Raw genomic sequence first — 13,211 nt, 5'->3', positions numbered from 1 at the left:
CCCCGTCCAGCGTAAACCCTTCGGGCAGGCCAAGGCCGTTGTCCTCGACCGCCAGTTCCTCCTCGCTCCCCCCCCTGGACAGGGAGACGCGCAGTCTGCCCCGCGCGACGTCGCACAGGCCGTGCTTGAAGGCGTTGGTGGCCAGTTCGTTGACGATGAGCCCGAAGGGGATGGCCTGATCCAGAGTGAGGGTCACCATGTCCAGCGAGGTCTCCAGGCGGATGTCGCGCCCCTGGCGGTAGGATTGGGCCAGGCGGGGCAGCAGGCGCTCCAGGTAGTCCCCGGCCTCGATGCGCCCGAAGTCGTGGGTGCTGTAGAGCTGTTCGTGGATCATGGCCATGGAGGCCACGCGGCCCTGGCTCTCGGCGAGCACGTCCAGGGCCTGGGGATGCTCCAGGCTCTCGGCCTGAAGGCTCAACAGGCTCGAGATGATCTGGAGGTTGTTCTTCACCCGGTGGTGCACCTCGGAGAGCAGCACCTCCTTCTCCTTGAGCGAGGCGGCCATGCGCTCCTCCACGGCCTTGCGGGCCGTGACGTCCAGCGACATCTGCACGCGCACGAGGCGTCCGTCGAACCAGCGCACCACGCGGTCGTGGTTGAGGTACCAGCGGCGCGAGACGGGGTTGTAGTCCTCCCAGAGCCTGGGGGCCGAAGCCGCGCCGTCCCGGGCCATGAGGATCTCCATGTCGCACTTGGCGCAGGGGGCCTCGCAGGAGCGGAAGGCCTTGTGGCAGACCTCGCCCGTGTGGTCGCGGCCGAAGGCCTCCTTCATGGCCTGGTTCATGAACAGGATTTCGCGCGTCTGAACGTCCACCACGTTCACCTCCGAGGGCACGCTCTCCAGGATGGCGGTCAGGGTGAGGTTGGCTTCGGTGAGCACCTCCTCCTCGCGCTTTCGCAGGGAGATGTCGCGGGCGCTGCCCAGCATGTATCCCCGGCCGCCGCGCTCCATGTGGACCACGCGCACCTCCACGGGGAAGTCGTGCCCCTGGCTGTGGCGCATGCGTGTCTCGAAGACGGCCAGGCGGTTCTCGCTGATGTCGCGCGCGAACAGGGCCAGGTTCTCGTCGTCGCGGCCCAGGTCCAGGTCCGTGATGGACATCGCGAGAAGCTCCGAGCGCGTGCGGCCTGTCTGGCGTTCGGCCTCGGAGTTCACCTCCACGAGCCTGCCTTCCATGTCGGTGAGGTACATGGCGTCGCCCGCGCATTCCACCAGCTGGCGGAAGCGCTCTTCGCTCTCGCGCAGTGCGGCCTGGGCGTCCTTGAGGGGCCCCAGGTCCACGTCGATGCAGAAAAGCGCCGTGTTGCCCCGCGCGGTGTGCACCACGGCGTGGCTGGAGAAAACCTGGGCCGTGGTGCCGTCCTTGCGCAGGAGGTCCAGCTCCGAGGCCGGGATGGGCAGGCCCGTGGAGGCCATGTGGGCCACGGCCGCGCGCACCTCGCCGCGCATGGCGGGGGGGATGATCAGGTCGGTCAGGTTGCGGCCCAGGGCCTCCTGGCGGGTGTAGCCGTAGATGACCTCCGAGGCCTTGTTCCAGTATTCCACCGTGCCGTCGGGGCCGTAGCCCTGCACGGAGACGGCCTCCACGTTGTCCAGGAGCGAGCGGAAGCGCTCCTCGCTTTCGTGCAGGGCGGCCAGGGACTCCAGGCGGTCGGTGGCGTCGCGCGCGGCGGCCACCACCACGCCGTCGCGGTGCTGGGCGTTCCACTCGATCCAGCGCCAGGCGCCGTCCTTGCGCCGCATGCGGCAGACGAACACCGTCACGGACTGCTTCCCGCGCAGCCGGTCGGCGGCCCGGCGCACGGCGGACTGGTCGTCTGGGTGGATCAGTTCGTCGTAGCGTCTGCCCGCCAGGTCCTCCTGACGGTAGCCGAGGGTGAGTTCCCAGGCGGGATTGAGCCGCACGAAGCGGCCGTCCGGCCCAAGGGAGCAGAGCATGTCCAGGCTGAAGGTGAAGAGCTGCTCCAGTTCGCGGCAGTCGCGCTGGCGGGCGGCAAAGTCCTTGCGGGCCGCGCGCAGCCTGAGCCACAGGAAGACCGCCGCGCCCGAGGCCAGGGCGGCGGCGAGAACGAGCCAGAGGGGGAGGGACGCCAACACCTCCCGAATGCTTGCCTGATCAGCAGACATGGCGTGGTCCTGTAGGGGTGGGACATGCGAGTCTACCTTTTCTGAATACACCCTGCGCGCGGAATGTCGAGCAATATTCGCGGCGCGTCCCGTTCAGCCAGCTTCCCGGACCCGGGCGGCGTAGGCCTCCACGTCGAACTTGCGGCGCAGGCCGGCCAGGGTCATGGAGCGCACCACGCCGAACACGGGGCGCTCGCCCCAGGGCCTGTCGTGCACGCCGCCCAGGGACCAGGCGATGCCCGCGTAGCCGTTGGGGTCGCGCCCGTCCAGGGAGAGGCGGTCGTTGAGGTCCACGGCCACGGCCTGGGCCTCCTCCACGCAGGGGGTCCATTCCAGGAGCTTCTTGCACCAGTACATGCGCATGTAGCCGTGCATCTTGCCCGTGCGGAGCAGTTCGGTCTGGGCCGCGTTCCAGGCGGGATCGGCGGTGCGGGCGGCCTCCAGCCGGTCGCGGGAGTACAGGGCCGGGCGCGGGTCGCCCCGGTGTTTCTCCAGGGAGGCCCTGGCCCAGGAAGGAAAGCAGGAGGGCTGGTCGTAGTCCGGGGCGTGGAGGCAGAAATTGTCGGCCAGCTCGCGCCGGACGATGAGTTCTTCCAGGAAGGCCTGGCGGTCCTCCTCCGGGGCCTCGGCCGAGGCCGCCGCCAGGGCCGCGCGCTGGCCCGAGAGCATGCCGAAGTGCAGCCAGGGCGAGAGCCCGGACTGGGCGTCCCGGGAGGGATCGTTGCGGGCCTGGGCGTAGCCTGCGAACCCGCCCACGATGAAGCGTTCCAAGGCCGCCGCCGCTGCGGCCTCCCCGGGCGTGAAACCCTGCGGCGCACGCGCCGCGGCAAGGCGCGGCAGGGCCTGCTCCAGGCCCAGGAGTCCCGGGTGCGCGGGCAGGAGAGGGGGGCGCTCCTGCACGGGCAGGGCGGGGAACTCCTCCAGGAATTCCGGCAGGAGCCTGCGGGTCTTTGGGCGAAGGGTGCGCGCGGCCGTCTCGCGTTTGTCGGAGGCCGCGAAGCAGGGGACCGTGTTGCGCGAGTCGGTCTCGTAGAGAGGGCAGGCAATGGCCTGGGCGGCGTCCCGGAGCCAGCGGCGCTTGTGGCGCAGCGGGTCGAAGTCGGTCACCACGGCGCGGGCGTCCACGGCCCGGGCCAGGCGCGCGGCCTGGACGGGCGGATCGCCCAGCAGGCGCGCGAAGGGCACGCCCAGGGCTTCCAGGCTCCGGGCGGTCTCTTCCAGGCCGTCCAGGAGGAAGCGCACGTGGGCCGGATTGGGGGCTGGGTAGTCCGGGTCCAGGCAGTGGAAGGCGGCCACGCCGCACCCGGCGCGGCGGGCCAGCAGGAAAGCCTGGGCCAGGCCCCAGTTGTCGCGGGCGCGGTGGTCGCGGTGCATCCAGTAGAGCACCGGGCCTGAGCCTTCCGTGCCCGGGGAGAGGAGCCTGGTTCTGCGTTCGTTCATGGGGCCTCCGTTCGGTGCGCTTGCCTTTGGACGGGCCAGCCGCTAGGATCGGGAGCAAGAACCCAACCCGGAGGAAAGATGCCCTCGTTCGACGCCGTGAGCAAGGTGGACCTGCAGGAAGTGGACAACGCCGTGAACAATACGGTGAAGGAGATCGCCACGCGCTTCGATTTCCGGGGCTCCAAGACCGAGGTCCGCCTGGACAAGAAGGACAAGACCCTGGTGGTGACCACCGAAAGCGAGATGCGCGCCAAGGCCGTGCGCGAGATGCTCATCGGCAACCTGGTGAAGCGCAAGGTGGACGTGAAAAGCGTGGAGTTCGGCGAGGCCAAGCCCGCAGGCGGCTCGCTCATGCGCCTGGAAGCCAAGATCAAGGAAGGCGTGGACAAGGACACGGCGCGCAAGATCGTGGCCCTGGTGAAGGACTCCAAGATCAAGGTGCAGACCCAGATCATGGACGACATGGTCCGCGTGACCGGCAAGAAGATCGACGACCTCCAGGAAGTGATGCGCCTTCTGGGCGGATCGGGCCTGGAAGTGCCCCTGCAATACGTCAACATGAAAAGCTAGAGGTGGGCATGCGCCACGTCCTGACCGCGTTGCTGCTGTTGTCCCTGGCCGGCTGCGCCGGGGCCGACCGGCCCCTGACCCTGAGCGAATTCTACGGCTTCTGCTGGCCCATGCAGCAGGGGTCCGGCTGCTGGGACGACAACCTCTGCGAGGACTACAGGGGGTTCTTGCAGCAGGAACAGACCAGCAAGGCCGACTGCATCAAGGGCTGCAACCAGATGCAGACCATGAAGTGGCGCGAGGACGCCATGCGCGGCTGCGACGGCTCCGTCCGCAACGCCACGGACTGGTGCGAGAAGTACTGCCGCCGCCTCTTCGACTACGGCAACCCGGCCCAGGCCCAGTAGGCGGGAGCCCGACCGACCGGGGCGGCGAGCGGCGGCGTCGGCACGCCCCGGCCCCGCGTCCGGCCCCGAGTCCTTTCTGTGCCGTCCCGGGCGTTTCGGGGTCCGAAAACTCCCTTTCGGCTGCGTCGTCGGAAAGCCCCGCACCTGCTCTCGGTTCGCAAGGTTGCGGGGCGACCCTTGTCCGGAGCCTTCCGGCGTCTGCCTGGAGCGGGCCGCGCGGACGGGCGCTGTTCGAGAGGCGTCTCAGGGGGCGGCGATGCAGGAGGCCCGGCTGTCCTCCAGGGGCAGGGAGATGGTGAAGCGCGTCCCCGCGCCCGGCCGCGACTCCACGTTGAAGGACCCGCCGTGGTTGCGGGTGATGATGAAATAGGACACCGACAGCCCCAGTCCGGTGCCTTCGCCGGGCTTTTTCGTGGTGAAGAAGGGCTCGAAGATCTTCTGCCGGGTGTCCTCGTCCATGCCGGGGCCGTTGTCCTCCACCTCCAGCACCGCGCAGCCGTCGCAGAGGCGCACGCGCAGGACGATGCCCGGTTCGCGATCCCCGGAGTTGCGGCAGGTCAGGGCATGGGCGGCGTTGGTCAGCAGGTTCAAGACCACCTGCTCGATCTCCATGGCCGCGCAGGGCACGTCCGGCATGTCCGGCTGGTAGTGCCGCTCGATGCGGATGCGTCGGAAGTCGAAGTTCCTTTTCAGGTCGTAGTCGGTGGAAGCCAGGTCAACGGCGCGCTCCAGGATGTCTTGCAGCGCGGCGGGGGCCTTGAGCGTGGGGCTCTTGCGGATGAAGCCGAGCATGTTCCGGACGATGGCGTTGGCCCGTCTGCCCGACTGCTCGATGGCGTCCAGGAACGTGAGCACTCCCCGATTTTCCAGGTAGGTCAGGATGGCCTCCATGGAGCAGTCGGCCCGCTGCGCGGCCTGGATGTTGGCCAGCGCCCCGGGGGCGAGCCTGCGCCGGATGATCTGGGCAGACTGCAGGATGCCCGAAAGGGGGTTGTTGATCTCGTGGGCCATGCCTCCCGCCAGGCTGCCCACGGAGAGCATCTTTTCCGTCTGCACCATCCGGTTCTCGATGGCGGCGCGCACGGTCACGTCGTCCAGGCGCAGCACGGCCCCTTCCGTCTCGCCCTCTCCGTAGGGATAGATCATGATGTCGAGCAGGCGCGTCTCGTCGCCGCGCGTGAAGGGCGCGCGTTCCTGCCCCGTGGGGCTCCCCGTCAGCATGGCCCGCTCCACCGAGGCCATCTGCCCGGAGAGCCAGGGGAAGGCCTCGTCCAGGGGCGCGCCCAGGGCCTCGGCCGGAGACTTGCCGGAGAACTCCTGGGCGCACTTGTTCCAGTGGGTCACCACGCCCCGGGGGTCCACGGCGATGAGGGCCGAGGGCATGCATTCGAGAATCTGGTCCAGCACGGTGCGCGTCTTGCGCAGCGACTCCTCCACCCGCTCGGTGAACCGCCTCAGGCGTTCCCGGCTCTCCAGCAGGGCCTGTTCGGACTGTTTGCGGGCGGTGATGTCCTGCACGGTGCCGTGGAGGCGCTCCACTTTTCCGGCCGCGTCCAGGATGGGCCGACCCTTCACCAGAAGGTGGACATGGGCGCCGTCGGGCCGGACAAGGCGGAGTTCCCGTTCGTAGGGCTGGCCCGTGGCCAGCGCCCGGTTCACCGTGTCGATGTAAGGCAGCCGGTCCTCGGGGTGCATCAGCCTGAGGACCGTGTCGTAGGTTCCGGGCGGGCCGACCGGGTCCAGGCCGAGGATGTGGTAGGTCTGGTCGGACCAGAAGGATTGGCCGGTCTCCGGCTCCCAGTCCCAGTCGCCCACCTGTGCGATGCGCTGGGCCTCCTGGAGGCGTTCGGTGGTCTGCAGCAGGCGTTCCTCGGCCAGGCGTTGCTCGGTGATGTCCTGGTTGGCCCCGACCACCCGCTTGGGACCCGGGCCGGACATGGTGAAGAAGCGTACGCGGATGTGGCGCATCTCGCCGTCGCGGCGGAGGATGCGGTGCACCAGGGTGTGCACGGCCCTGGGGTCGGTGTTGTTCAGCTGAGCCATGGCGGCCTGGGTGAAGAGCGGGATGTCGTCGGGGTGGAAGAATTCCCGGACGTAGCGCTCGTAGCTCATGCGGTAGCCGCCCTCGCGCTCTGCGGAGGTGCCGTAGAGGGCGTAGAACTGGTCGTTCAGGGAGAGCACGCCGGTGGCCGGGTCGGCCTCCCAGCGGGCCAGCCGGGCCATGTCCATGGCCAGAGCCAGTTGCGCGGAGCGCGTCTCCAGGGAACTCTCCAGTTCCTTGCGTTCGGTGATGTCCTGGTTGGCCCCGACGCGTTTGACGGGCCGGCCCGACTCGTCGAGCAGGGTGGTGTGGCGGACGGTGATGTGGCGGACGGAGCCGTCGCGCCGTATGATCCTGTGGTCGGCCGAGGAAATCCCGGAAGACGCCTCGGAGCGGCTTTTCATGACCGCCGAGGAGACCGATTCCTGGTCCTCCGGGTGGACGAACTCCCGCAGGTACACGTCCATGGGCATGTCCATGCCGCCCTCTTGTTCCGCAGTGGTGCCGTAGAGGGCATAAAAGGCCGGATTGAGCGTGTAGACGTTGGTGGAGAGGTCGCGCTCCCAGCGGACCAGCCGGGCCATGTCCATGGCCAGGGCCAGCTGGGCGCGGTCCGATTCGAGGGCGCGCTCCAGGGCCTTGCGGGCCGTCACGTCGCGCAGCGTGGTCACCGCGCCCAGGAGGTTTCCCCGCTCGTCGTGGAAGGGGGCCGCGTCGGCCTCCAGGTGGCGCAGGGGCTGGCCGGGCGCGCGCACGGTCATGGCGGCGTCGCGCACGCGCCTGCCGGAGAGGGCCAGGGCGAGGGGGATGCGGTCCCTGGCCAGGGGGGTGATTCCGTCGGCCTCGAAGAGCCCGTAGCCCTCGGCCCATTCGTCCGGCCCGAGGGGGGCGGCGTCCCTGCCGTGCCATTCCCGCGCCGTGCGGTTGAAGAGGATCAGGCGTCCCTGGGCGTCGCAGGCAACCACGGCCTCGTGGAGGGTGTCCAGGAGGATGTGCGCGAATTCGCTGGTTGTGGCGCTGCTTGAGTCGCGGTCGTACAAGCCGGCCTGGGTGGGGGACGCCGCCCCCAGGCGCTCCTCGAGCCGGGCGATGCGCTGGCGCGCCTCGTCCAGTTCGCGGCGGAGCTTCTCTTCTGCGCTGGGCTCGTAGTTCAAGGAGGTTGCCTCCCGCTTCCCGCACGGGATGGAAAGCTTGAAACGACTGCTGGGATGCGGAATGCTACAATAAACAATTCCACGTACGGTGTCCACGATGGGACGCAAGACTTCGAGCGGTCCGCTCAGCGGATCAACAGGGGATACGCACGCCGAACGGAGCGCACAGGCGGGGCAGGGCTCGCCCGAAGAGGAAGTCGATCTCTCCGGAGGAGGCTCCGGTGCGCTCCAGGAAGGCGCGGCGGAAGCGCTCCTCGGCGCGCGCCAGTTCGGAGAGCTCCGCTCGGGCCGCAGCCGATCCGTCAGCCGCCTGCCTGGCCAAGGCCATGACCTCCGCCGCCGGAAAGGTCTTGTCGTGGAAGCGCGCCAGCTCCGCCAGCGCCCCGTCCTGGGGGACGAGATCAGCCCTGGTCAGGCGGTCTCTGGTGTAGTAGTGTTCGAGGGCTCGCGGGTCCTGGCAGAAAAGAAGCCGGCACTCGGCGGGGCGGGCGTGGTGGATGGCGCAGCAGGCCCGGTCGGGGTCGTGGAACACGCAGGCGTGGCCCGTGTCGGCTGTGGCTAGGCGCACCAGTTCGCGCGCAAGCGGGGCCAGACCGCCCCGGACGTTGTCCCTGGCGAGTTCCCCGGCGCGCAGGGTGACGAGGCGCTCGCGCGCGATGGTCCCGGCGGCCAGGAGTTCAAGGTCGTCTCGGTGCAGGGCGGGCGGCCCCGCCTGGCAGCAGCGGCCGCAGCGGCGGCAGACTGGGGCTTCGGGCGCGTGATCCATGGGTTGCTTTGTTCGCGATACTTTGTGAAAATGATAACGGGAGCGGCCGCCGGGCGCTTCGGCGGGGTCCGCGCGGGTTGCCTACGCGTCCCGAGGGCGGCGCGCAAGCCCTTCGGGAGGGCTTCGGGCGGGCGAAATTTGCCCTGAAAGGTAGGGATGTTCCGGGATTGAATTTCCTTTGCAGCCCGGAACATTCCATGTTAGAAACTTCACGCGCGTGGTATTTTGAGTGGATTGGCTGCAATCCCTGATACTTCTCTTTCAGGTCCGTCCTGAGGATGTCCGCGTCAGGGCCCCGATAGCGTGGCTCCTGGGCAGTTGTCGGGAAAACGTCGCCTCCGCGAGGGCGGGGCGCGATTTTCGTAAACAGGGCTGTAACTCTTACAACTCTTTTGGAGGAACACATGGCGAAACACCCGACCCCGTTGCTGGACCAGCTTGAGAGCGGTCCGTGGCCCAGCTTCGTCTCCGATCTGAAGTATGCCGCGGAAGTGCGCCACAAGAACCCGAAGGGCCTTGAACTGCAGATCCCCGAGGACGTCATCGACGACCTGCTGGGCCTGCTTGAAATGTCCTACGAGGACGGCACCACCCACTGGAAGCACGGCGGCATCGTGGGCGTGTTCGGCTACGGCGGCGGCGTCATCGGCCGCTACTGCGACCAGCCCGAAAAGTTCCCCGGCGTGGCCCACTTCCACACCGTGCGCGTCGCCCAGCCCTCCGGCCTGTTCTACAAGGCCGAGTACATGGAAGAACTGTGCGACCTGTGGGACTTCCGCGGCTCCGGCATGACCAACATGCACGGCTCCACGGGCGACATCATCTGGCTGGGCACCACCACCCCCCAGCTGGAAGAGATCTTCTACGAGCTGACCCACAAGCACAACCAGGACCTCGGCGGCTCGGGCTCCAACCTGCGCACCCCGGCCTGCTGCATCGGCATGAGCCGCTGCGAATTCGCCTGCATGGACGCTCAGCACATCTGCCATACGTTCACGAACGAATACCAGGACATGCTGCACCGTCCGCAGTTCCCCTACAAGTTCAAGTTCAAGTTCGACGGCTGCCCCAACGGCTGCGTGGCCTCCATCGCCCGCTCCGACTTCTCCATCATCGGCACCTGGAAGGACGACATCAAGATCGACCAGGCCGCCGTGAAGGCCTACGTCGGCGGCGAAATTCCGCCCAACGCCGGCGCCCACGCCGGTCGCGACTGGGGCAAGTTCGACATCCAGAAGGAAGTCATCGACCTGTGCCCCACCAAGTGCATGAAGTATGAAGGCGGCAAGCTGACCATCGAAACCGCCGAGTGCTACCGCTGCATGCACTGCATCAACGTCATGCCCAAGGCCCTTCGCGTGGGCGACGAGCGCGGCGCTTCGATCCTGCTGGGCGCCAAGGCCCCCATCCTGGACGGCGCGCAGATGTCCTCCCTGCTCGTTCCCTTCATCCCCTGCGAAGACCCCTACGACGAGATCAAGGAAGTGGTCGAGCTCGTGTGGGATTGGTGGATGGAAGAAGGCAAGAACCGCGAACGCCTCGGCGAGACCATCAAGCGCCTGGGCTTCCAGAAGCTGCTTGAAGTCACCAACATCAAGCCCATGGCCCAGCATGTCCGCGAGCCCCGCACCAACCCCTACATCTTCTGGAAGGAAGACGAGGTGCCCGGCGGCTGGTCCCGCGACATCAACGAATACCGCAAACTGCACCAGCGCTAAAAGGGGGAACAAGATATGGCGTTCGTTTCTTCCGGGTACAATCCCAACAAGCCCATGGAAGACCGCATCTCCGACATCGGACCGCGGTTTTACAAAGAATTCCTGCCCCCGGTTCTGGAAAAGAACTACGGCAAGTGGGTTTCCCACGAGATCCTGGAGCCCGGCCTCCTGGTGCACGAAGCCGAATCCGGCGACAAGGTCTACACCGTCCGCGTGGGCTCCGCCCGCCTGGTGTCCACCGAGTACATCCGCGAGGCCTGCGCCATCGCCAAGAAGTACTGCGACGGCTACCTGCGCTGGACCACCCGCAACAACATCGAGTTCATGACCCCCAGCCTCGAGACCGCCAAGGCCCTCAAGGCTGACCTGAACTCCCGCAAGTTCGACAAGGGTTCCTTCAAGTTCCCCGTCGGCGGCACCGGCGCTTCCGTGTCCAACATCGTCCACACCCAGGGTTGGATCCACTGCCACACCCCGGCCACCGACGCCTCGGGCACCGTGAAGATCATCATGGACGAGCTGTTCGAAGACTTCACCAACATGCGCATGCCCGCCATCGTCCGCGTGGCCGTGGCCTGCTGCCTGAACATGTGCGGCGCCTGCCACTGCTCCGACCTGGCCGTCGTGGGCTACCACCGCAAGCCGCCCATCATCGACCACGAGTACCTGGACAACCTCTGCGAAATCCCCCTCGCCATCGCCTCCTGCCCCACCGGCGCCCTCAAGCCCGGCAAGCATGAGCTCGACGGCAAGAAGGTCAACACCATCCTGGTGAACAACGAGCGTTGCATGTACTGCGGCAACTGCTACACCATGTGCCCCTCGCTGCCCCTCTCCGACAAGGAAGGCGACGGCGTGATCATCATGGTCGGCGGCAAGGTGTCCAACCGCATCTCCATGCCCAAGTTCTCCAAGGTCGCCGTGGCCTTCATCCCCAACGAGCCGCCCCGCTGGCCGACCCTCGCCAAGGTCTGCAAGAAGATCATCGAGGTTTACGCCGCCGAGGCCAACAAGTACGAGCGTCTGGGCGACTGGGCCGAACGCATCGGCTGGGAAAGCTTCTTCAAGAAGACCGAGCTGGAGTTCACCCACCACCTGATCGACGACTTCCGCGATCCCGCCTACTTCACCTGGCGTCAGTCCACCAACTTCAAGTTCTAAGAGCGTAACCACCGGGGGCGCGGGTTCAAACCCGCGCCCCCGGCAACACAAGCGAGGTTCAGAATGGACGAAGCACAAGCCAGGCAGACCGTCGTCGACACCCTGAAGTCCAAGACCAACAAGTCCAAGTTCTACCTGAAGGACTTCTACGCCTTCCTGCCTGACATGAAGAAGATGGAAGTCTCCAAGCTGGTCAACAAGATGGTCGCCGAAGGCACCCTGGAATACTGGTCCTCCGGTTCCACCACCATGATCGGCCTTAAGGGCGCCGGCAAGCAGCACGCCACCGAAGAAGGCGAGTAGGCCGCAACGCCTGAAAGCTTTCCCGCGTCCCGCTCCCGCATGCCTGCGGCGTCAGCCGCGGCATGAAGGGCGCGGGGCGTGGACTCGCGTCCGGCCCACGGGCCGCACCCCATGATCCGTATCCCCCGCCTCGTCCTGGCCGGCCTCTCCGGCGGCTCCGGCAAGACCATCGTCTCGCTGGGCCTTGCTGGCGCTTGGGCTCGCAAGGGCCTAGCCGTCGCGCCTTTCAAGAAAGGACCCGACTACATCGACGCAGCCTGGCTGGGCCTTGCCGCCAACCGCCCTGCCTGCAACCTCGATCCATTCCTCATGGACCCCGATGCCGTGCGCGCCCTCTTCGTGGAACGCGCACAGGGCCTGGACCTCGCCGTGGTGGAAGGCAATCGGGGGCTCTTCGACGGAGGCGACGCCAAGGGCAGCGTGGCCACTTCCCAACTGGCGCGCACGCTCGACGCACCCCTCGTGCTCGTCCTCGACGCCACCAAGATGACCCGTACGGCCGCAGCCGTGGTGCTCGGCTGCAACACCTTCGAGCCGGGTTTCAAGCTCGCGGGCGTCATCTGCAACCGCACCGCTGGCGACCGGCACCGCTCCATCCTGCGCCAGACCATCGAGGAGTACACCGGCGTCCCCGTGCTGGGCATGCTCCCCAAACTGCGGCAGAACCCCATCAGCGAACGCCACATGGGGCTCATGTCCAACTGGGAGCAGGAAGGCCTGGAAGACATCCTCTCCGGCATCGCCCGCACCGTGGCCGACCACTGCGACCTGGAGAGGCTCCTGGACATCGCCCGCCAGGCCCCCGCAATGGCCCCGGCAACCGAAGCGCTCTGGCCGCAAACACTTCCCGGACCCAAACCGCGCATCGGCTACGTGCTCGATGCCGCTCTCTGGTTCTACTACCAGGAAAACCTCGAGGCACTGCGCCGCGCCGGGGCGGAACTTGCGCCTGTCAGCCTCCTCGCCACCGATCCCTGGCCCGAATTGCACGGCCTCTACCTGGGCGGCGGCTTCCCGGAGACACAGGCCCGCGCCCTGGCCGACAACATTGCCGTGCGCGAACACGTCCGCGCCCTGGCCCTATCCGGTGCGCCAGTCTATGCCGAGTGCGGCGGCTTCATGGTGCTCTGCGAGGAACTCCACGCCGGAGGGTCCATCTACCCCATGGCAGGCGTCTTTCCCCTGGCCACCACCCTCTGCGACAGGCCGCAAGGCCTGGGTTACGCAGAAGCAGTGGTGACCGCGCCCAACGCCTTCCATCCAGCAGGGACGACCCTGCGCGGGCACGAATTCCATTACTCGCGCTGCATCCCCCGCTCCAGCTACACCGGGCACGGCGATCCGCCCACCATGGCCCTGCGCATGGAACGCGGCGCAGGTATGCTTGACGGCATGGATGGCGCGGTACTGGGAAACACCTTCGCCGCCTACACCCACATCCACGCGCTGGGAGCGCCACATTGGGCCGTCAACTTCGTGCGCGCCGCGCAGGTTGCCAGAGAGGGCGCTGCCCTCTCTGGGCTCTCCCGCCAGGGCTCCGCCCTGGACCCACTGGGGGGATGATCCCCCCAGACCCCGCAATT

At 67.5% G+C, this 13,211-nt stretch carries 10 protein-coding genes; 6 read left to right on the top strand and 4 right to left on the bottom strand.

Annotation, left to right across the window (positions count from 1 at the left end; genetic code table 11):
• Together ACV4UX_RS13735 and ACV4UX_RS13730 are read right to left on the bottom strand one after the other, a co-directional pair.
• Window positions 1-2,095 (bottom strand): PAS domain S-box protein (locus ACV4UX_RS13735; protein WP_491593845.1); only part of this gene is annotated, 2,095 nt, incomplete at its 3' end.
• Between the two features lie 126 nt (window positions 2,096-2,221).
• Window positions 2,222-3,568 carry a deoxyribodipyrimidine photo-lyase gene (locus tag ACV4UX_RS13730; protein ID WP_491593844.1) on the bottom strand — a complete coding sequence of 449 codons (1,347 nt, stop codon included), beginning with the start codon at window positions 3,566-3,568 and terminating at the stop codon, window positions 2,222-2,224.
• Between the two features lie 78 nt (window positions 3,569-3,646).
• Here ACV4UX_RS13730 and ACV4UX_RS13725 point away from each other — a divergent pair, with 78 nt between their 5' ends.
• Window positions 3,647-4,138 carry a YajQ family cyclic di-GMP-binding protein gene (locus tag ACV4UX_RS13725; protein ID WP_491593843.1) on the top strand — a complete coding sequence of 164 codons (492 nt, stop codon included), beginning with the start codon at window positions 3,647-3,649 and terminating at the stop codon, window positions 4,136-4,138.
• An 8-nt stretch (window positions 4,139-4,146) separates the two neighbouring features.
• Window positions 4,147-4,485, top strand: coding sequence for a hypothetical protein (locus ACV4UX_RS13720; protein ID WP_491593842.1), 339 nt, complete (start codon window positions 4,147-4,149; stop codon window positions 4,483-4,485).
• 243 nt (window positions 4,486-4,728) lie between these two features.
• Here ACV4UX_RS13720 and ACV4UX_RS13715 read toward each other — a convergent pair whose 3' ends face one another.
• Window positions 4,729-7,680 carry a PAS domain S-box protein gene (locus ACV4UX_RS13715; protein ID WP_491593841.1) on the bottom strand — a complete coding sequence of 984 codons (2,952 nt, stop codon included), beginning with the start codon at window positions 7,678-7,680 and terminating at the stop codon, window positions 4,729-4,731.
• A gap of 133 nt (window positions 7,681-7,813) precedes the next feature.
• Entirely contained in the window at window positions 7,814-8,446 is a 633-nt protein-coding gene (locus ACV4UX_RS13710; protein WP_491593840.1) for a YkgJ family cysteine cluster protein, read from the bottom strand.
• Between the two features lie 404 nt (window positions 8,447-8,850).
• Between ACV4UX_RS13710 and dsrA the strand changes: the two genes are divergently transcribed.
• The 4 genes from dsrA to ACV4UX_RS13690 all read left to right on the top strand — a co-directional run bounded on the left by dsrA (window position 8,851) and on the right by ACV4UX_RS13690 (window position 13,191).
• Complete coding sequence (gene dsrA / locus ACV4UX_RS13705) at window positions 8,851-10,164, top strand: dissimilatory-type sulfite reductase subunit alpha (protein WP_491593839.1); 1,314 nt, start codon at window positions 8,851-8,853, stop codon at window positions 10,162-10,164.
• A gap of 15 nt (window positions 10,165-10,179) precedes the next feature.
• A complete protein-coding gene (dsrB, locus tag ACV4UX_RS13700; RefSeq protein ID WP_491593838.1) occupies window positions 10,180-11,325 on the top strand; it encodes a dissimilatory-type sulfite reductase subunit beta in 1,146 nt (381 codons plus the stop codon).
• A gap of 63 nt (window positions 11,326-11,388) precedes the next feature.
• Window positions 11,389-11,628: a dissimilatory sulfite reductase D family protein gene (locus ACV4UX_RS13695; RefSeq protein WP_235956919.1), complete on the top strand. Its 240-nt coding sequence runs from the start codon at window positions 11,389-11,391 to the stop codon at window positions 11,626-11,628.
• A gap of 111 nt (window positions 11,629-11,739) precedes the next feature.
• The gene (locus tag ACV4UX_RS13690; RefSeq protein ID WP_491593837.1) at window positions 11,740-13,191 is read left to right on the top strand and encodes a cobyrinic acid a,c-diamide synthase CobB; all 1,452 of its coding nucleotides are present in this window, start codon (window positions 11,740-11,742) and stop codon (window positions 13,189-13,191) included.
• Window positions 13,192-13,211 lie beyond the last annotated feature (20 nt).

It is taken from the genome of Fundidesulfovibrio sp., assembly GCF_058402725.1.
The sequence above is the reverse complement of the archived record's forward strand: the minus strand, read 5'-3'. Positions and strand labels throughout refer to the sequence as shown.